This window comes from Streptomyces sp. NPDC004051 (assembly GCF_053604275.1).
In genome coordinates this window covers 79,824-97,249 of record NZ_JBSGHG010000021.1, presented here as the reverse complement: position 1 = coordinate 97,249, position 17,426 = coordinate 79,824, and the positions used below count along the sequence as shown (strand labels likewise).

Sequence of the window (17,426 nt, the reverse complement as noted above, 5' to 3'; positions counted from 1 at the left end):
CTAAATTGAACATTCGTGGGAGACGAAGGAGGCACCCCGGTGCCATCGCCGCAGCAGGTACGCGCCCAGGCGTCCGCGATCACCTCGGGGAAGGCGGGGCGGACCACGGAGGTGTCCCCGACGTCCCAACTCCGCACGCTGTTCGACCGGCCCCGGCTCTCCCCGGGTCAGCGGCGCATCGCCCAGTACCTGATCGAGCACCTCACCGAGGCGGCGTTCCTGTCGATCACGGACCTCGCCGAGCGGGTCGGGGTGAGCCAGCCCTCGGTGACCCGGTTCGCCTCGGTCGTCGGGTTCAGCGGGTACCCCGCGCTGCGGGAGAAGCTCCAGGCGATCGCCCTCGGCACGCTCCCCGGCGGGCCGGCGGAGGCGTACCGGGGCAACGAGTTGCAGGCGGCGGTGGACGCCGAGATCGAGAACCTGGAGAACCTGCGGCGGGACCTCGCCGACGCGGACCGGGTCATCGAGGCCGGTCGCACGCTGTCGGCGTCCGCCCCGCTGACCGTGCTCGGGCTGCGCATCTCCGTCTCGCTGGCCGAGTACTTCGCCTACGCCGCCCGTCGCATCCACCCGGACGTCCGGCTGGTGACCCGGGGCGGCAGCGTCGCCTACGACGCGCTCCTGCAGTCACGGGAGGCCGGCGGCACCTGGGTGCTGGTGTTCTCCATGCCCCGGCACGCCCAGGAGACCCTGACGGCGGTGCGGGTCGCCCGGGACGCCGGGCTGAGGGTCGCGCTGATCACCGATCTGGCGCTGGGCCCCCTCGCCGACGAAGCCGACGTCACCTTCGCCACCGGCACCGGGTCGCACCTGGTGTTCGACTCCTACGCCGCTCCGGGCGTGATGTGCGCGGCGCTGCTGCAGGCCATGACGGACGCGGATCCGGAGCGCACCCAGGCCCGGCTCGAGGAGTACGAACAGGTCGCCGACCAGCACCGGTTCTTCCTCAAGGAGTGAGCGGCGGCCGGCCGCCGGCCCGTGCCGCGGGCCACGGACGTACGCGGCCGACAGGCGAGCCGTCCCTTTGAAGCACATGAAGCACACATGAATGTTTTCATACGCCTTGCAAAGTAGATGGCATATATAAATACTGCTCCCGGGCCGTGACGCGTCCGCTCCGGACCGCGATCCACGCCCCGAACACCCGTGGCCGCCGGGCCCTACCCGCTCCGACGGCCAGGGGGCGGCCGGGCAGCCCCTGCCCGGCCGCCCGTGGCGGCCTTCGGCCTTCCCCGGCCCGGGGCCGCCCCACCCCGTCGTGCATCCCTACGACGCCGCACACCCGGAGCGATGATCATGACCGTGACGTCCACGCGCCTCAGCAGTCCGGACTGGCCCTGCCAGGTCAAGGCGCCCGGCAGCTACGACTGGGAACGCTCGGCCGCCAAGTGGCTGCGCGAGCTGGTGCCGGCGCGCTACGCGAGCTATCCCGCGTTCATCCGGCACCCCGTCCTGCTGGCCCGGCACGCCCAGATCCAGGTCGAGCACGAGATCCGGGTGGCCCGCACCGCCCTGCAGACCGCACGGGCCGATCTGCCCCGGCTGGGGCTGCACGAAGGGGCCATCGAGCACACGATCAAGCTGTACGCGGCCGAGGTCATGCAGTTGCAGCACATCGCGCGCAGCGTGCGCGCGGTCACCCGGGCCCTGCTGGCAGCGGGCCGCTGACCACGACGGGAGGCGCGGGGGCCGGCGTCCGGCGTCATCCCGTACGGGACTCCAGCGCGAGGCGGGTGTCGTCTCCGTAGACGCCGGTCTCGTCGCCCCGGATGCCGTACCAGAGCTGGAAACGGGCGACGGCTGCCGTCAGGGTGGCGTCGTACCGGCCGTCGGTGGCACCGTCGCGGTAGACGTCCGGGATGCGCAGGAGCCGTTCCTGGAGTTCGGTCACCTCGGGCCCGGCGTCGCCCTCGCTGAGGAATCCGGGACCCGCCGGGGCCGGCTCGGGCGGCGCGGCGGGCGCACTCACCGGAGGGCTCGCGGAGGGGCTGGGGCCGGCGGCGGCCCGGTCGTCGGTGCGGTCGCCGAGAAGGCCGAGGAGCAGGACCGCGCCGCCGAACCCGAGCACCGCCGCCGCGGCCACGGCGACCGCCGCAGCGGCACGCCGCGCCGCCGGCCGGACAACCGGTTCGGGGGCGACCGGCGGGAGTTCCTGTGTCTCCTCCTCCGCGCCGGTCGGCGGCCGGGGCAGGGTGACGGACTCGTAGTCTCCCCCGTCTCCCCGCCCCTCCCGTTTCTCCCGTTCGAACTCCCGGAACATCTCCGCGAGCGCGTCCGTGCGGCGTGGGCGTAGGACGCGGACGGGTTCCAGGGTCGGGCCGTCGTGCGACTGCCCTGGATCGGACGGCGTCGGCATGCCGCTCTCCTTCCGTTCCGCACGTGGGCGGATCCGCCCACGGTGAGGGATACGGGAGGAGAGCGGCGGAGGTTCAGCCCGCGGCGCGCAGAAAGCGGTGCAGGGAGGCCGTCACGGCGGACACGAAGGCCTCCCGGGACGCCTCGTCCAGGGCGTCGAGGGACAGGTACGGGTTGAGGTCCTCCAACTCGACCAGCAGCAGTTCGCCGTCCGGGGCGCGGCAGGCGTCGACCCGCTGGATGCCGTGGTCGAGGGTGTTCCACTCGACGAACCGCCGGGCGAACTCCAGGTCGCCCGGGCCGGCCCGGTAGGGCTCCAACTGCCAGCGCCGGTCGGTGCGCGGAGCGTACAGGGCGTACTGGAAGTCGTGGTCGACGAAGTAGAAGGAGACCTCGTAGGCGAAGTCGATGTGCGGCTGCACCAGGACGCTGCCGTCGACGAGGCCGTCCACGGCGTCCCGGCCGACGACGCGCAGCCCCACGGAGTCGGCGCCGAGCCGGGGTTTGACCACGTACCGGTCCGCCGCGGGCAGCCGGTCGAGGTCCTCCGTCCGGTCGACGGTGGGGATCACCGGGTGGCCGGCGGCGCCCAGTTCGAGCAGGTACTGCTTGCCGGCCATGTCGCCCCGGCCGGTGAGCGGGTTGTAGACCGGTGTGCCGGTCGCCGTGGCCCGTTCACGGAAGGTCCGGTAGGCGTCCGGGTACGACAGCACGGGACCGCTGTTGCGGACCACGACGGCGTCGAAGCCGTCCAGCAGTGCGGCGGCGTCCCGCGGGTGACACAGCGCCAGGTCGAAGTCCTCGCGCAGCCGGGAGGTGAGGAAGACGTCCTCGTCGCCGTAGCGGCGCCCACGGGCCGGGTAGGCCAGGTCGGTGACGTACAGGAGGCGGGGACGGGCTCGGAGGCGGGGGCGCGCGGGTGGCATGCGGGACTCCTCGGGACGACGGCGCCCTGATCATATGAACGGCGCCCGGTCTCCGATACGACACCGGGCATACCGGATCCGTCCGCATGGAGAGATTGTGATACCGAGTGCCTTTACGGGTGGCACTGAGTGCCATACTCTGTGGCCGTGCTCGGTGGCGAGACGGACCGGGCACGGGCGTGCCGGACGACCGTGCACGCGGGATTTCCGGCCGAGTGCAGGGAGTTGACCAGCGTGTATCACCCCTCAGGAAACGTGGCTCAGCAGGCAACCGGCTCCGTGACGGGTCTGCTCGAACCCCGGAGCGGCACCTCCGCCTCCGTCGAGGCCATGGCCTTCCAGCGGTGCACCTGGTGCGGCACCGCCGTGTACCAGCGACTGCTGTGCCCCGTCTGCCAGGGCAGCGACCTGCGCACGGAGCTCAGCACGGGCGTCGGAATGGTCCGCCACTCCACGGTGGTGCACCGCAACACGCCGGCGGCCCGGAACGTGTCCCTGATCGAGATGGCCGAGGGCTTCGTCGTACGCGGCCGGGTCATGGGCCCGCCCATCGGCATCCACGGCGGCGACCGGGTGCGGCTGTCCACGGCCAAGGACCCCGTACGGGGCGAACCGGTCTTCCAGTTGATCGACGAGCCCTACCGGGCCTGGACCTGACGCCCCGCCGGGCACCGTCCGGAGCCGTTCAGGCAGTCGGGGTGATGCGGATTCCGACGGTGCCGTCCCGGCCCCGGCGCAGGCGGCTGCCGAGCAGCGTCAGCCGCCCCGTCAGACCGTACTTGCGGGCGATCAGCTCGCGGTAGCGGGCGGTGGTGGCCCGATCGCAGATCTCCGCGGTGGCCGGGAGCTGGTCGCCGGTCGGGGTGCCCCGTATGTCGCAGGGGCCGACCAGGACGTCGGCGCGGGCGCGGATGCGCTTCACCTTCCAGGAGTCGGCGACGGTCCAGACACCGAGCGCGTCCCCGTCCCGCACCACCCACACCGGGGTGGCCACCGGCGTCCCGTTGCGCCGGTAGCTGGTGACCAACAGGTACTTTCCCGCTCCGAGCTGTTCCCACGTCGTGTCGCCCATACCCGGCAGTCTAGGACCTGCCCGCGCCCTCCCGTCCGGCCGGTGCGCACCGGCCGGCGCGGCCGCGTATTTTCGGATCACCTCGGCGGTGAACACGACGGGGCCCGCGCGCGTATGAAGAGAGGGCGCTCGACTCAGGGGAGGCCCCGCGGTGTTCGCACCGCGCTGTTCTGGTTCGGGAGTCATGCATGAGGCACGCACGACGACGGGTCGTCCGGCGAGTGACACGGCTGGCAGCCGTCGGCGGACTCCTCCTCGGAGGAACGATGGTGACCCGTGCCGTCGCGAGTGAGCCGTCGGAGCCGGACACGGCTCCCTACGCCGCCGAGGAGGCCACCGGACCCGGCTCCGAACTCGTCTCCCGGCTCGGCGCCTCCCGCACGGCGGGCAGCTGGCTCGACGCCGACGGACGGACGGTCGTCGCGGTCACCGACGAGAAGGCGGCGGCCGAGGTACGGAAGGCCGGCGCCGACCCGAAGATGGTGCGCCACAGCATGCGCGATCTGAAGTCGGCCACGCAGAGCCTGCGTTCGGCGCCGCGCGTGCCCGGAACGGCCTGGTCCGTGGACTATCGGTCCAACGAGGTCGTGGTCCGCGGCGACAGCACGGTGTCCGCGGACGACTGGTCCGATCTGACCCGGGTCGCGGAGGAGGCGGGCGGGTTCGTCCGCATGGAGCGCACCGGGGGCGCCTTCACCACCCTGCTCAACGGGGCGGTGCCCATCCTGTCGACCGCCGGGCGCTGTTCCGCGGGCTTCAACGTGACCGACGGCAAGCGTGACTTCATCCTCACCGCGGGGCACTGCGGGCCCGACGGGTCCGTCTGGTTCGCCGACGACCAGGGCAGGCAGCAGATCGGGACCACGGTCGGCGGCAGCTTCCCCGGCGACGACTACTCCCTGATCGAGTACGACGACGGCCGGGCGGGCGAGGGCGCGGGCGTGGTGGCGATCGGTGACGGACGGGGCGTGCGGATCACGGGGGTGGGAGACCCCGAGGTCGGCCAGCGGATCTTCCGCAGCGGCAGCACCAGCGGGCTGCGCGACGGGGAGGTGACCGCGCTCAACGCGACGGTGAACTACCCGGAGGGCACGGTCAGCGGCCTCATCGAGACCAATGTGTGCGCCGAACCCGGCGACAGCGGCGGCCCGATGTTCTCCGAGGGCATCGCGCTCGGTGTGACGTCGGGCGGCAGCGGCGACTGCCGGCAGGCGGGCGGCACGACGTTCTTCCAGCCGGTCACGAAGGCGCTGTCGCAGCTCAAGGTGGACCTCATCGTGGCCCCGAAGGCCGGCGACGGCTCGGGCACAGCAACTCCGCCGGAGACACAGGGCGCGGTGGCGCCGGACTCCGCGTCACCGGGCTCGTCGGCGACGGAGGACACCGCGTCGAGCGTGCTGTCCCGACTGGCCGACCCGCGTGCGGTCGGTCCCGGCACCCTGGTCATCGGGGGCAGCCTGGCGGCACTGGTGGCGACCCGCTGGATCCGCACGGAGCAGGACCGCAAGGCGTACCGGCGCCACTACTCGGCGACGTGGGGCTAGGCCCCGTTCGAGGGGGGGGTGTGAGCGAGGGACGGCGGGCCTGTGCGGCGCTCAGGCCGCCTCGGCCCGCCGCGGAAGGGCCGAGGCCCACTCCTGGACGAGACGCTGGTACTCCGCGCGCTGCTCGCCGCTCAGTGTCCCGCCCGACCGGAGCCACAGGGCCCGAATCTCCTCGTTGACCTCGGCAGCCGATCGCTCGGAGGAGGGTTCAAGAGTGGTGGACATGCTGTGAAGCATACGACCCCCGGTTGTGAAAGCCGCGTGAGCAACAACGCGGATATCCGGCGCATGGGGCGTATCGGACAGTGTTACTGATCACGTCCATCTGCCGTGCAACATGGGCGAGTTCACACTGCGGCCGCTGCTCGCCCCCGCGCCCCGCCCCCGTCGCACGGGGTGCCCGGCTCAGCTCTCCGGCTCCGCCAGCGCCTGACGGAATCCCGAGTTGACCGCCGTGACACCGCCGTCGACCACCAGGGTGGTGCCGGTGATCCACGATGCGTCGCGGGAGGCGAGGAAGGCCACGGCGGCCGCGATGTCCTCCGGTTCGCCCACCCTGCCCAGCGGGTAGAGCCCGCGCACCGCCTCGAGGGCCGCGAGGCCGTCGGTCCGGCCCGTCCACGCCCTGGTGCGCACCGTGCCCGGAGCGACCAGGTTGACCCGCACGCCCCGGGGCCCGGCGTGACCGGCGAGGGTACGGGTGAGGGAGGCCAGACCCGCCTTGGCGGCGCTGTAACCGTGGTTGCCGAAGTCCTGGATGCCGTTGACGGAGCCGATGGTGACGACGGCGCCCCGGCCGCCGGCGGCGAGGTGCGGGAGCGCGGCGCGGCAGCAGCGGTACGCGCCGGTGAGGGTGACGTCGAGGTCGCGGGCCCAGGCCCGGTCCGGCTCGTCCTCGAAGAGGGGGGTCTCCGGTGTGCAGTGGGCGGCGTTGTTGACCAGGACGTCGAGCGAGCCGAAGGCGTCCACGGCATGCGCGACGGCTGCCTCGACCGACGCGCGCTCCGCCACGTCGCAGGTGACGCCCTCGGCCGACAGGCCTCGCTCCCGGAGCGCCGACGCGGTGCGCCCGGCCTCGGCGCCGTCCACGTCGGCGATCAGGACACGTGCCCCCTCCTGTGCGAACCGCAGGGCGGTCGCCGCCCCGATGCCGCGTGCCGCGCCCGTGATCAGAATGCCGTACCCCGCGAAGCGCCCTGTGTCGGTCGTCATGCGGGAACGCTACTGCGCCGGACGATCACCCGGGGAGGGGCGGGACGTCAGCGGTAGCCGGTGGTGTCCGCGGGTTTGCCCGGGTCCTGGACCTCCACCAGGTAGCGCCAGGCGTCCGGGCGGCTGCCGTCGAGGTCGGTGAAGCCGTACTCCCGGGCGAGGCCGCCGCTGGAGAGGGAGGCGCCGTTGAAGCGGGACACCCGCGGGTCGGCGGCGAGGGCGGTGACGGCCCGGCCCACGTAGCGCGGGGTCTCCGAGATGGCGAAGTGGGGGACGCGGGTCAGGGCGTCCTGCCAGTTGTCCTCCCGCACGCCGAACTCGTCGAGCATGATCTCGGAGCGGAGCCAGCCCGGGGTGAGCGCGACCGCGGTGGCGCCGCGCGGACCGAGCTCGTGACCGAGGGCGAAGGCCATGCGCAGGACGGACGTCTTGGCGAGGTCGTAGAAGAAGGAGACGCGGTAGGTGTCGCGGTTGTAGTCCGCGGTGCCGTCGGTGACCTCGACGACCAGTCCGCCGGGGTGGCGCAGCAGCAGCGGCAGGGCGTGGTGACTGGTGACGGCGTGGGTCTCCACCGCGAGCCGGAGCAGGCGCAGCCCCTTGTCGAGGTCGTGCTCCCAGAGGGGGGCGTCCCATGCGAAGAGGTGCTCGCCGCCCCAGATGTCGTTGACGAGGACGTCGAGACGGCCCTGCTCGTCGGCGATGCGGTCGACGAGGGCCTTGACCTGAGCGGGGTCCAGGTGGTCGGTGGGGACGGCGATGCCCCGGCCGCCGGCCGCGGTGACCAGGTCGGCGGTGTCCTCGATGGTCTCGGGGCGGTCGTATTCGGAGCGCCGCTCACGGGTGCTGCGTCCGGTGACGTAGACGGTGGCGCCCGCCGCGCCCAGTTCGACGGCGATGCCCCGTCCGGCCCCCCGGGTCGCCCCGGCGACCAGCGCCACCTTGTCCTTCAACGATGCTGCCCACTGCCCCGGCATGTCCGGCCTCCCGTCACCGACGATCTGCTGTCGCTATGAGAGTGACGGGTAAGCCGGACATCCTCTGTCGCCTTTTCCGGTTTCCCGGGTTTCCGGGTTTCCCGGCGCGTCAGTGGCCGCGGGCGATCCACTCCTCGAGATGCGGCGCCTCCGCGCCGATGGTGGTCGAGTCGCCGTGGCCGGTGCGCACCTCGGTCTCCGGCGGGAGCGTCAGCAGCCGGTCCCGGATCGAGTCGATGATCGTCGGGAAGTGGGAGAACGAACGGCCGGTGGCGCCGGGGCCGCCCTTGAACAGGGTGTCTCCGGTGAACACGGTGGCCAGCCCCGGGTCGTACAGGCAGACCGCGCCCGGCGCGTGTCCGGGGGTGTGCAGCACCGTGAGGTCGGCGCCGGCCGCCTCGATCACCTGGCCGTCGATGAGCCAGGAGTCGGGGTCGCGGTCGGGGTGGGTCTGCTTCCACAGCGGCAGGTCGTCGTGGTGCAACCAGATCTTGGCCCCGGTGCGCTCGGCGAGGGCGGGAGCGGCGTCGATGTGGTCGTTGTGCGCGTGGGTGCACACGATCGCCTTCAGCCGGCGGTCGCCCACCGCCTCGGCGATGGCGTCGGCGTCGTGCGCGGCGTCGATGACGATCACCTCGTGGTCGTCGCCGACGATCCACACGTTGTTGTCGACGTCCCAGGTGCCGCCGTCGAGGCTGAACTGTCCCGAGGTGACGAGGTGTTCGATGCGGGCGGCCATCAGAGCACCACCACCGAGCGCAGGACGTCGCCCTTGTGCATCCGTTCGAAGGCCTTCTCCACCTCGTCGAGTTGGATGGTCTCGGTGACGAACGCACCGAGATCCAGGCGGCCTTGCTGATGCAGGTCGATGAGCATCGGGAAGTCCCGGGAGGGCAGGCAGTCGCCGTACCAGGAGGACTTCAGGGAGCCGCCGCGGCCGAACACGTCGAGGAGCGGCAGTTCGAGCTTCATCTCCGGGGTGGGCACGCCGACGAGGACGACCGTTCCGGCCAGGTCGCGGGCGTAGAAGGCCTGCTGGTACGTCTCGGGGCGGCCGACGGCCTCGATGACGACGTCGGCGCCGAAGCCGCCGGTGAGTTCGCGGATCGCCTCGACGGGGTCGGACGTACGGGAGTTGACGGTGTGGGTGGCGCCCATGGAGCGGGCGGTCTCCAGCTTGCGGTCGTCGATGTCGACGGCGATGATCTTCGCCGCTCCGGCGAGCCGGGACCCGGCGATGGCCGCGTCGCCGACGCCGCCGCAGCCGATGACGGCGACACTGTCGCCCCGGCCGACGTCGCCGGTGTTGATCGCGGCGCCGATGCCGGCCATCACGCCGCAGCCCAGCAGGCCGGCGACCTCCGGGGCGACCTCGGGGTCGACCTTGGTGCACTGTCCGGCGGCGACGAGGGTCTTCTCGGCGAAGGCTCCGATGCCCAGGGCCGGGGAGAGTTCCTGGCCCGTCGAGGCGAGGGTCATCTTCTGCTTGGCGTTGTGCGTGTCGAAGCAGTACCAGGGACGTCCGCGCAGACAGGCGCGGCACGTGCCGCACACCGCCCGCCAGTTGAGGATCACGAAGTCACCGGGTGCCACGTCGGTGACGTCGTCGCCCACCGACTCCACCACGCCCGCGGCCTCGTGGCCGAGCAGGAAGGGGTAGTCGTCGCTGATGCCGCCCTGCTTGTAGTGGAGGTCGGTGTGGCACACACCGCAGGCCTGGATACGGACGACCGCCTCGCCCGGCCCCGGGTCGGGTACGACGATCGTCTCGATGCGTACCGGCTCGTCCTTGCCCGGTGCGATCACGCCGCGCACTTCCTGCGCCATGGTGCTGGCTCCTTCATCTTCCGGTGTACATCTTCTTGAGACCCTACGCGACCTGCCGGTGTCTCGGCCGGTGGGCTCCACCGCAGGTCGCGGCGCCCGTGCGGGCCTGCCCGCCCTGTCACGGCCCGGCTCCCGCGACGTAGCCTGAGCCTTCCGTCCGACGCCCAGGGAGCGACGTGAGCATCGCAGCGCAGAAGACCGGTCCGCCCGCCTGGCGGGCACTCCTCGGATACGTACGACCGCACCGGTGGGCCCTGCTGGGCGGGGCCGCGCTCTCCCTGCTGACGGGGGCGACCGGGCTGATGCTGCCGCTGGTCGCCCGGGAATTGATCGACGACCTGTCGGCCGACCGGGCCATCACCGGCGCGCTGCTGCTGATGTCGGCGCTCGTCGTCGCCAACGCCGTGCTGGGCGCGCTGGGCTCGTACGTGCTGCGGCGCACCGCGGAGTCGGTGGTGCTCGGGGCGCGGCGCTCGCTGTCGTCGTACCTGCTGCGGCTGCGCATCACGGCCGTGGACCGCAGCGAGCCCGGCGACCTGATGGCCCGCATCACCTCCGACACCACCCTGCTGCGCGAGGTCACCACCGACTCGCTGGTGGGCCTCGGCACGGGCGGCCTCACACTGATCGCGACCGTCGTGCTGATGGGCTTCGTCGACCCCGTGCTGCTGGCGGTCACCCTCGCCGTGATCGTGGGCGCGGGGACGATACTCGGCGTGATCGTGCCCCGCATCAGCCGGGCCAGCCGGCGGGCGCAGGACGCGGTCGGCGTGATGGGCGCCTCGCTGGAGCGGGTCCTGGGCGCGCTGCGCACGGTGAAGGCGTCCGGGGCCGAGCCGCGGGAGGAGCGCGCGCTGCACGAGGCCGCCGAGGAGTCCTGGCGGCAGAGCGTACGCGCCGCCGGGTGGTCGGCCGCGGCGGGCAACACGGCCGGGCTCGCGATGCAGGTCGCGTTCATCACGGTGCTCGCGGTGGGCGGCGCGCGGGTGGCGACGGAGGCCATCGACATCGGCACGCTGGTGGCGTTCCTGCTGTTCGTCTTCTATCTCATGGCTCCGATCCAGAGTGTCGTCGCCGCGATCACGCAGTACCAGACGGGCAGTGCCGCGCTGGCGCGCATCCAGGAGGCGCTGCGGCTGCCCGCCGAGCCGGCGGCCGGTGCCGCGCCCCTGCCGGCACCGGGCACCGCTCCCGCCGCGCTCGCCTTCGAGGACGTGCGTTTCCGCTACGCCGACGATCTGCCGTACGTCCACCACGGGGTGACGTTCACCGTGCCCGCTCAGGGCATGACCGCGTTCGTGGGCCCGTCCGGCGCGGGCAAGACCACCGTCTTCTCCCTCATCGAACGCTTCTACGACCCCGACGCGGGCGTGATCACCCTCGACGGACGCGATCTGGCCGACTGGGAGCTGTCGGAGCTGCGGGCCTCGATCGGCTATGTGGAGCAGGACGCTCCGGTGCTGTCGGGCTCCCTCCGCGACAACCTGCTGCTCGGGAACCCGGAGGCGGACGACGACGCCGTGGCGCGGGTGGTGAAGACGACGCGGCTGGGCGGGCTGGTGGCCAGGCTCCCGGACGGGCTCGACACGCTGGTCGGGCACCGCGGAACCAAGCTGTCCGGCGGGGAACGCCAGCGGGTCGCCATCGCCCGCGCGCTGCTGCGCAGTCCCCGGCTGCTGCTGCTCGACGAGGCCACCTCGCAGCTCGACGCGGTGAACGAGGCGGCGCTGCGCGACACCGTCGCCGACGTGGCCCGTACGACGACGGTGCTGGTCGTCGCGCACCGGCTGTCGACGGTGACGATGGCCGACCGGATCGTGGTGATGGACGCCGGCCGGGTCCGCGCGGTGGGAACCCACCGTGAGCTGGTGACCGCCGATCCGCTGTACGCGGAGCTGGCGGCGACGCAGTTCCTCGCGACGAGCGGGTGAGCCCTTTCGGCGGCGCGTCGCACGCGGGCCGGGCTTGCGGCTCCCACCGGGCCGGAGGAGTCTCGTAGGAGAGACCCGGTGCGGCCCGCCCGGGACCGGGCCGGGCCCTCCAAGGAGGCCGCCATGACAACCTCGGCAGACGCCGGTTTCGGCACCGACACACTGCGCCGGGGCATCGAGGCGCGGACGTCGGCGCCCATGGTCTCGCTCTACGCGGACGACGCCGAGCTGCGCATCGTGGACCGCAACACCCAGCCCAGCAACCCGAAGGTCCTGCACGGCCGGGACGAGATCGCCGCCATGCTCGACGACGTGTACAGCCGTGACATGACGCACCGGCTGGAGCGGTGCGTCGTCCAGGGCGATCATGCCGCGTACAGCGAGAGCTGCGTGTACCCCGACGGAGTGCGGGTGCTCTCGGAGTCGATGCTCTCACTGCGGGACGGCAAGATCACCGATCAGACGATGATCCAGGCCTGGGACGAGTGATCCGCCGCGGTCGGCACCGGATCCGACAAAAGAGATGAAAAGGGTGTGTTAACCCGGTCGGGGTGGGTAATGGGGCTCGTATCACCTCCGATCGCGGGAAGGAGGTCCGTGACAGAGCAACTACTCGCAGCGTCCGGGCCGCTTCCACCGGAGCGAAGCGGTCCGGCCCGTCGGGCACCGGTCACCGGTGCCCGACGGGCGCGGATGCCTCGGGAGCCGATGTCACCGGCGTGGTGGCAGCCGGTGCAGTTCCAGATCGACAAGCCGACCGTCGGTGAGCGTGCCGGTGAGGTAGGTGGCGTGGGGCTGTCGGCGGCGGTCCGTCGGCGACCCGGGGTTGAGCAGACGCAGGCCCGTGGCGGCGGTGGAGTCCCACGGGATGTGACTGTGCCCGAAGACCAGTACGTCCAGCTCGGGAAAGCGTGCGGCGCACCGGGCCTCCCGGTCCCTCGCGGGGCCCGTCTCGTGGACCACTCCGAAGCGTAGGCCGTCGAGTTCGGCGTACGCGATCTCCGGCAGACGGGCGCGCAGTTCGGGCCCGTCGTTGTTCCCGTACACGGCGACCAGCCGGCGGCTGCGGCTCTCGAGCAGGTCGAGCGTGGCCGTGTCGACCCAGTCTCCCGCGTGGAACACGACGTCGGCCCGCGGCAGTTCGTCGAGCAGGGGCGCGGGCAGCCGCTTCGCCCGCACGGGCAGGTGGGTGTCGGACATCAGGAGCAGGCGCACGGTCGGCACACTAGGGGCTCGCCCCGGGCCGCGCCCGGCGCGGCCGTGCCGCCACGCCCAAGTGGGCGCCCGGGCAAGCCGATCGGCGCAGCCCGGGCGGGAGGATCACGGCACGGTCTCGACGGCGTTTGCACGACGGGACCGCGGTGACCACGGAGTTACGATCGGACACCGCGGAAGAAGTCGCCCGTGCAGCGGCAAGCGACCCGAAGGGCCACAAATCCAGATGCCGGTCAAGGTCAGCGTCATCGTTCCCGTCCACAACCCGGGGATCTACATCGAGGACTGCATCTCCTCCCTGCGCCGGCAGTCGCTGCCGCCCGACTCCTACGAAGTGATCTTCGTCGACGACGGCTCCACCGACGGGACTCCGGCACGGCTCGACCGGCTGGCCGCCGAGGACCCCCGGGTGCGGGTGATCCACCAGGAGAACTCCGGCTGGTCCGGCAAGCCGCGCAACGTCGGGATCGCCGCCGCCCGGGGCGAGTTCGTGATGTTCGTCGACAACGACGACCACCTGGGCGACGAGGCCCTGGAGCGGATGTACGCCTACGGCGTGGCCAACGGCGCGGATGTGGTCGTCGGCAAGATGGCCGGCAGGAACCGCGGTGTGCCGGTGGAGTTGTTCCGCCGCAACCATCCGCGGGCCACGGTGGAGAACGCGCCGTTGATCGACAGTCTCACCCCGCACAAGATGTTCCGCCGGGCGTTCCTCGACGACATCGGGCTGCGCTTCCCGGAGGGGCGGCGGCGCCTGGAGGACCACGTCTTCGTCACGGAGGCGTATCTGCGGGCGGCCAACGTCTCCGTGCTCAGCGACTACGTCTGCTACTACCACATCAGACGCGACGACGCCTCGAACGCCGGTTTCCAGCGCTTCGACCCGGTGGGCTACTTCGAGAACCTCCGTGAGGCGCTCGACGTGGTCGAGCGGTACACCGAGCCCGGCCCGGTGCGCGACAGGCTGTTCCGTCGCTGGCTGCGGGTGGAGATGGTGGAGCGGCTGCGGGCCCGGCGGCTGCTGGGGCTGCCGGACGACTACCGCAGGGAGTTGTTCGCGGAGATCCACAAGGTGGTCGTCGAGCGGTTCGGCCCGGCCGTCGCGGCCGGACTGCAGCCGACGCAGCAGGTGGTCGCCTCGCTGACGGCGGCGGACCGGTACGACGACGTGGTGGCCTTCGCCCAGTGGGAGGCCGGGGTCGCGCCGCAGGCGGCGCCCACGGATGTGGAGTGGGAGGGCGGTTCGCTGCGTCTCGGCTTCACCGCCGAGTACGTCTCCGCGGGCGCGCCGATGACGTCCCCCGTCGGCGCCGCCCCTGCTCCGCTGACCGACACCCCGAAGAACGTGGAGGAGGCGGTGGCGTGGGTCGGTGCTCAGACCGCGGCCCGCTTCGACCGGGCCTCGGTGGATCTGCTGCTGCGTGAACGGGCCAGCTCCGCCCAGTACTTCCAGCCCGTGGAGTTCACCCGGGAGACGCTGCCCGTCGAGGACGGCGAGCGGGTGCGGCTGGTGCTGCGTGCGACCGCCGGGGTCGACCCGGGCACGCTCCCCGGAGACGGGACCTGGGACGCCGTCGTACGGGTCAAGCTCGGCGGCTGGACCAAGGAGTGCCGGCTGGGTCCGGCCCCGCGCGCCGCCCGCCCGGAGCCGTACGCGGGCGTCGCCGCGGGCCGGGCGTGCCTGCCGTACTGGACGGAGCCGCACGGCAATCTCTCCCTGGACGTCGCCGTCCGGGGCGGCCGGCTCGGTCTGGGCCGGGTGCGGCGGGCGGACGTGACGGTCTCGGGGGCGCGGCTGCGCGCCCGGGTGCCGTTGCACGCCGCCGACGGCGCCGGGGTGCGGCTCCGGTTCTCGTCCGGCGGCCGGACCCTGTACGCACCGGGCACGCTGGCCGGTGAACCGGAACGGCCGGGGTCGCGGCTGGAGGCGGCGCTGCCCCCGGAGCTCTCCCGGGGGATCTGGCGGGTGGCGCTCTGCCTGGACCCGGACGCCGCCGAACCGCGCTTCGAGGGACTGCCGTTCGCGCTCCGCACCGGCGGGGGCGGGGCGCTGGTGGTGCCGATTCCGCGCCCCGGTGCCGTACGGAACCTGGTGCGCAGGGCGCGGCGGATGCTCGGCGCCGTCCGGAGGAGGGCGGCTCCACTGATCTCCCGAAGGCGGTGACGGCACGCGCACCGGGCCGGTGGATGCCCCCGTGCTGTCGTCCCAGGACGAGCAGAGACCCACGCCGGCCGAGGCGGAGCGCCCCGGCCGGCTGCCCTCGTGCGCGGCCTGCCGCGCACGCTGCGGAGGGCGGCGCGGCCGGGAGGACTCAGCGGCTGACGCCGACCTGGTCGAGCGCGCGGCGCAGGGGCTCCCAGCCCAGGCGCCGCGACAGGCCGCGGTTGCGGGCCTGGACGAGCGGGCGCCAGAAGCCGGCCTCGATCAGCGCCTCGGGCGGCACCGCGCCGGCCCGCTCCAGGATCGTCTCGGGGACCTTCTGCGGGTCGGGCACCTTGTACTCGGCCATGATCTCGTCGTACTTGTCGTGCAGCACGGTGTTGTCCGGGTCGGCGCCGAAGATCACGAGCTGGCCGGTGGGCTGCGTGTCGACCAGGACGGTGACCAGGTCGGGACGGTAGCGCGCCAGCACTTCGGTGATCTTGTAGACGTCACCGGTCCAGGCCGTGGTGTGCCGGTCCCGGGCCGCTTCGTCGACGCTGCGCGGCAGCATGTCGTCGAGGACGATCACGCTGGCCCAGTCGGAGTGCTTCTCCACGTTCATGAAGTCGCGCAGGGCGTACTCGAACAGGTGCATGCCGTCGATGAACGACAGGTCGAGCGTGGTGCGCCGCCAGTGTCCGATGGGGCTGCGGCCGCGGCGGAGGTTGCGCAGCGGGTGGCGGCCGCCCTTGAGGTGGGCCAGCGGGTTGTCACGGGCGAAGAAGTCGTCGCTGGTGGCCTTGACCAGGTGAACGTCGCACTTCAGCTCCGAGACGACCTTGAAGGCCGGGTCGACCGCGATGCTGGGGACGCGTGACAGGCGCAGGCTGCGGCCGTCGTTGACGCCGATCTCCAGGTAGTTGCGGTTGGCGCTGGCCTTGTGCAGTTCCCGCAGGAACTCATGGCGTTTCACGAAGGTGACTCTCCTTGCGGATACGGGGCGGTGCTTCGTGCAGGGCGACACGCCGGTCGCGCGGCGTCGGCAGGCCGATGTCCTGCCGACGGCCGTCGACGGCGTCGGCGGTGGGGCGGCGGGCCTCGATGATGAGGTCGTCGGCTCCGGCGCCGAGGAGGTTCATGAATGGATCTGCACCTTGCTGTGGTCTCCGAGGACGAGCCGGTGGGCGCTGGGGACGCTGGGCGCCGGGGTCACCTCGACGTGACGGCCGATCAGTGAGGACTCGATGCGGCGGACGCCTTCGATCGAGGAGTCCCGCAGCACGATGGAGAACTCGACTTCGCTGTCGGTGATCCGGCAGTTCTCCGCGACGGAGGTGAACGGTCCGACGTAGGAGTCGCTGACGACGGTGCCGGCGCCGATGACGGCGGGGCCGACCACACGCGAGTTGCTGATCCGGGCCCCCTCCTCCACCACCACCCGGCCGATGGTCTCGGAAGCGGTGTCCACCTCTCCGTCGATCCGGCGCTCGATCCCTTCGAGGACGGACCGGTTGACCTCCAGCATGTCGACGACGTTGCCGGTGTCCTTCCAGTAGCCCTGGACGACGGTGCAGCGCACCTCGGCTCGGGAGTCGATCAGGTGCTGGATGGCGTGGGTGATCTCGAGTTCGCCGCGCCAGGACGGCTTGATGGCGCGCACCGCGTCGTGGACTGCGGGTGTGAACAGGTAGACGCCGACGAGGGCGAGGTCGCTCTTGGGACGCTCGGGTTTCTCCTCCAGGCCGATCACCTGCCCGCCCGCGTCGAGTTCGGCGACACCGAAGGAGCGCGGGTCGGCGACCCTGGTGAGCAGGATCTGCGCGTCGGGCCGGTGCCTGCGGAACTCCTCGACGAGACCGGTGATGCCGCCGACGATAAAGTTGTCGCCGAGGTACATCACGAAGTCGTCGTCGCCGAGCCAGTCGCGGGCGATCAGCACGGCGTGCGCCAGCCCCAGCGGCTGCTCCTGGGGGATGTAGGTGACCTGCAGGCCGAACTTCGATCCGTCGCCCACCGCGTTCTCGATCTCCGCGGCCGTGTCACCGACGATCATTCCGACCTCGGTGACACCCGCGTCCGCGATCGCTTCCAACCCGTAGAAGAGCACGGGTTTGTTGGCCACGGGCACCAGTTGCTTGGCCGAGGTGTGGGTGATCGGCCTCAGCCGGGTCCCGGCGCCGCCGGCGAGCACGAGAGCCTTCATCTGACTCACCATAGTGGTGCGCGG

Annotated in this window: 19 protein-coding genes; 7 read left to right on the top strand and 12 right to left on the bottom strand. The window is 72.2% G+C overall.

Features of this window, described 5'->3' with window-relative positions:
* Positions 1–39: 39 nt before the first annotated feature.
* The gene (locus ACWEQO_RS21735; RefSeq protein ID WP_452984860.1) at positions 40–957 is read left to right on the top strand and encodes a MurR/RpiR family transcriptional regulator; all 918 of its coding nucleotides are present in this window, start codon (positions 40–42) and stop codon (positions 955–957) included.
* A gap of 333 nt (positions 958–1,290) precedes the next feature.
* A complete protein-coding gene (locus ACWEQO_RS21730) occupies positions 1,291–1,668 on the top strand; it encodes a hypothetical protein (protein WP_361456872.1) in 378 nt (125 codons plus the stop codon).
* 34 nt (positions 1,669–1,702) lie between these two features.
* On the opposite strand, the gene ACWEQO_RS21725 is transcribed toward ACWEQO_RS21730, so the two are convergent.
* Complete coding sequence (locus ACWEQO_RS21725) at positions 1,703–2,356, bottom strand: peptidoglycan-binding domain-containing protein (protein WP_452984859.1); 654 nt, start codon at positions 2,354–2,356, stop codon at positions 1,703–1,705.
* A 73-nt stretch (positions 2,357–2,429) separates the two neighbouring features.
* Entirely contained in the window at positions 2,430–3,281 is an 852-nt protein-coding gene (locus ACWEQO_RS21720) for an ATP-grasp domain-containing protein (protein ID WP_361456878.1), read from the bottom strand.
* 234 nt (positions 3,282–3,515) lie between these two features.
* Between ACWEQO_RS21720 and ACWEQO_RS21715 the strand changes: the two genes are divergently transcribed.
* Complete coding sequence (locus ACWEQO_RS21715; RefSeq protein ID WP_361456881.1) at positions 3,516–3,938, top strand: Zn-ribbon domain-containing OB-fold protein; 423 nt, start codon at positions 3,516–3,518, stop codon at positions 3,936–3,938.
* 28 nt (positions 3,939–3,966) lie between these two features.
* Here ACWEQO_RS21715 and ACWEQO_RS21710 read toward each other — a convergent pair whose 3' ends face one another.
* On the bottom strand, positions 3,967–4,353 hold the full coding sequence (locus tag ACWEQO_RS21710) for a PPOX class F420-dependent oxidoreductase (protein WP_452984858.1): 387 nt from the start codon (positions 4,351–4,353) through the stop codon (positions 3,967–3,969).
* A 188-nt stretch (positions 4,354–4,541) separates the two neighbouring features.
* On the opposite strand from ACWEQO_RS21710, the gene ACWEQO_RS21705 reads away from it, so the two are divergent.
* Positions 4,542–5,897, top strand: a complete 1,356-nt coding sequence (locus tag ACWEQO_RS21705) for a S1 family peptidase (RefSeq protein ID WP_361456887.1) — start codon at positions 4,542–4,544, stop codon at positions 5,895–5,897.
* 51 nt (positions 5,898–5,948) lie between these two features.
* Here the strand turns inward: ACWEQO_RS21705 and ACWEQO_RS21700 are convergent, their stop codons facing one another.
* The 5 genes from ACWEQO_RS21700 to ACWEQO_RS21680 form a co-directional block, all read right to left on the bottom strand.
* Positions 5,949–6,134: a hypothetical protein gene (locus ACWEQO_RS21700; protein WP_109378756.1), complete on the bottom strand. Its 186-nt coding sequence runs from the start codon at positions 6,132–6,134 to the stop codon at positions 5,949–5,951.
* A gap of 168 nt (positions 6,135–6,302) precedes the next feature.
* Complete coding sequence (locus ACWEQO_RS21695) at positions 6,303–7,109, bottom strand: SDR family NAD(P)-dependent oxidoreductase (protein WP_361456891.1); 807 nt, start codon at positions 7,107–7,109, stop codon at positions 6,303–6,305.
* Positions 7,110–7,156: 47 nt separating this feature from the next.
* Entirely contained in the window at positions 7,157–8,083 is a 927-nt protein-coding gene (locus ACWEQO_RS21690) for an SDR family oxidoreductase (protein ID WP_452984857.1), read from the bottom strand.
* Between the two features lie 109 nt (positions 8,084–8,192).
* Positions 8,193–8,822 carry an MBL fold metallo-hydrolase gene (locus ACWEQO_RS21685; protein ID WP_361456897.1) on the bottom strand — a complete coding sequence of 210 codons (630 nt, stop codon included), beginning with the start codon at positions 8,820–8,822 and terminating at the stop codon, positions 8,193–8,195.
* Positions 8,822–9,910: an S-(hydroxymethyl)mycothiol dehydrogenase gene (locus ACWEQO_RS21680; protein ID WP_452984856.1), complete on the bottom strand. Its 1,089-nt coding sequence runs from the start codon at positions 9,908–9,910 to the stop codon at positions 8,822–8,824. Before ACWEQO_RS21680 ends, ACWEQO_RS21685 begins: the two co-directional genes overlap by 1 nt.
* A gap of 176 nt (positions 9,911–10,086) precedes the next feature.
* On the opposite strand from ACWEQO_RS21680, the gene ACWEQO_RS21675 reads away from it, so the two are divergent.
* Together ACWEQO_RS21675 and ACWEQO_RS21670 are read left to right on the top strand one after the other, a co-directional pair.
* Positions 10,087–11,841 (top strand): ABC transporter ATP-binding protein, encoded by a 1,755-nt coding sequence (locus ACWEQO_RS21675; RefSeq protein ID WP_361456903.1) that lies wholly within the window; start codon positions 10,087–10,089, stop codon positions 11,839–11,841.
* A gap of 123 nt (positions 11,842–11,964) precedes the next feature.
* Positions 11,965–12,330: a nuclear transport factor 2 family protein gene (locus ACWEQO_RS21670; RefSeq protein WP_361456906.1), complete on the top strand. Its 366-nt coding sequence runs from the start codon at positions 11,965–11,967 to the stop codon at positions 12,328–12,330.
* 222 nt (positions 12,331–12,552) lie between these two features.
* Here ACWEQO_RS21670 and ACWEQO_RS21665 read toward each other — a convergent pair whose 3' ends face one another.
* Positions 12,553–13,056, bottom strand: coding sequence for a metallophosphoesterase family protein (locus ACWEQO_RS21665; protein ID WP_452984855.1), 504 nt, complete (start codon positions 13,054–13,056; stop codon positions 12,553–12,555).
* A gap of 226 nt (positions 13,057–13,282) precedes the next feature.
* On the opposite strand from ACWEQO_RS21665, the gene ACWEQO_RS21660 reads away from it, so the two are divergent.
* Positions 13,283–15,220, top strand: a complete 1,938-nt coding sequence (locus ACWEQO_RS21660) for a glycosyltransferase family 2 protein (RefSeq protein ID WP_452984854.1) — start codon at positions 13,283–13,285, stop codon at positions 15,218–15,220.
* 148 nt (positions 15,221–15,368) lie between these two features.
* On the opposite strand, the gene ACWEQO_RS21655 is transcribed toward ACWEQO_RS21660, so the two are convergent.
* The 3 genes from ACWEQO_RS21655 to ACWEQO_RS21645 are packed head-to-tail and all read right to left on the bottom strand — an operon-like array spanning position 15,369 to position 17,402.
* Positions 15,369–16,172, bottom strand: coding sequence for a class I SAM-dependent methyltransferase (locus tag ACWEQO_RS21655; RefSeq protein WP_361456915.1), 804 nt, complete (start codon positions 16,170–16,172; stop codon positions 15,369–15,371).
* The gene (locus ACWEQO_RS21650; RefSeq protein WP_361456918.1) at positions 16,159–16,338 is read right to left on the bottom strand and encodes a hypothetical protein; all 180 of its coding nucleotides are present in this window, start codon (positions 16,336–16,338) and stop codon (positions 16,159–16,161) included. The genes ACWEQO_RS21655 and ACWEQO_RS21650 overlap by 14 nt, the downstream gene beginning before the upstream one ends.
* Entirely contained in the window at positions 16,335–17,402 is a 1,068-nt protein-coding gene (locus tag ACWEQO_RS21645; RefSeq protein ID WP_361456921.1) for a glucose-1-phosphate thymidylyltransferase, read from the bottom strand. Before ACWEQO_RS21645 ends, ACWEQO_RS21650 begins: the two co-directional genes overlap by 4 nt.
* Between the last annotated feature and the right edge of the window lie 24 nt (positions 17,403–17,426).

Excerpts from the sequence above, each read along its gene's own strand:
- ACWEQO_RS21690 (WP_452984857.1), bottom strand. The coding sequence starts at position 8,083 with ATGCCGGGGCAGTGGGCAGCATCGTTGAAGGACAAGGTGGCGCTGGTC.
- ACWEQO_RS21670 (WP_361456906.1), top strand. The coding sequence starts at position 11,965 with ATGACAACCTCGGCAGACGCCGGTTTCGGCACCGACACACTGCGCCGG.
- ACWEQO_RS21645 (WP_361456921.1), bottom strand. The coding sequence starts at position 17,402 with ATGAAGGCTCTCGTGCTCGCCGGCGGCGCCGGGACCCGGCTGAGGCCG.
- ACWEQO_RS21725 (WP_452984859.1), bottom strand. The coding sequence starts at position 2,356 with ATGCCGACGCCGTCCGATCCAGGGCAGTCGCACGACGGCCCGACCCTG.
- ACWEQO_RS21710 (WP_452984858.1), bottom strand. The coding sequence starts at position 4,353 with ATGGGCGACACGACGTGGGAACAGCTCGGAGCGGGAAAGTACCTGTTG.
- ACWEQO_RS21720 (WP_361456878.1), bottom strand. The coding sequence starts at position 3,281 with ATGCCACCCGCGCGCCCCCGCCTCCGAGCCCGTCCCCGCCTCCTGTAC.
- ACWEQO_RS21730 (WP_361456872.1), top strand. The coding sequence starts at position 1,291 with ATGATCATGACCGTGACGTCCACGCGCCTCAGCAGTCCGGACTGGCCC.
- ACWEQO_RS21685 (WP_361456897.1), bottom strand. The coding sequence starts at position 8,822 with ATGGCCGCCCGCATCGAACACCTCGTCACCTCGGGACAGTTCAGCCTC.
- ACWEQO_RS21680 (WP_452984856.1), bottom strand. The coding sequence starts at position 9,910 with ATGGCGCAGGAAGTGCGCGGCGTGATCGCACCGGGCAAGGACGAGCCG.
- ACWEQO_RS21695 (WP_361456891.1), bottom strand. The coding sequence starts at position 7,109 with ATGACGACCGACACAGGGCGCTTCGCGGGGTACGGCATTCTGATCACG.
- ACWEQO_RS21650 (WP_361456918.1), bottom strand. The coding sequence starts at position 16,338 with ATGAACCTCCTCGGCGCCGGAGCCGACGACCTCATCATCGAGGCCCGC.
- ACWEQO_RS21705 (WP_361456887.1), top strand. The coding sequence starts at position 4,542 with ATGAGGCACGCACGACGACGGGTCGTCCGGCGAGTGACACGGCTGGCA.
- ACWEQO_RS21700 (WP_109378756.1), bottom strand. The coding sequence starts at position 6,134 with ATGCTTCACAGCATGTCCACCACTCTTGAACCCTCCTCCGAGCGATCG.
- ACWEQO_RS21660 (WP_452984854.1), top strand. The coding sequence starts at position 13,283 with ATGCCGGTCAAGGTCAGCGTCATCGTTCCCGTCCACAACCCGGGGATC.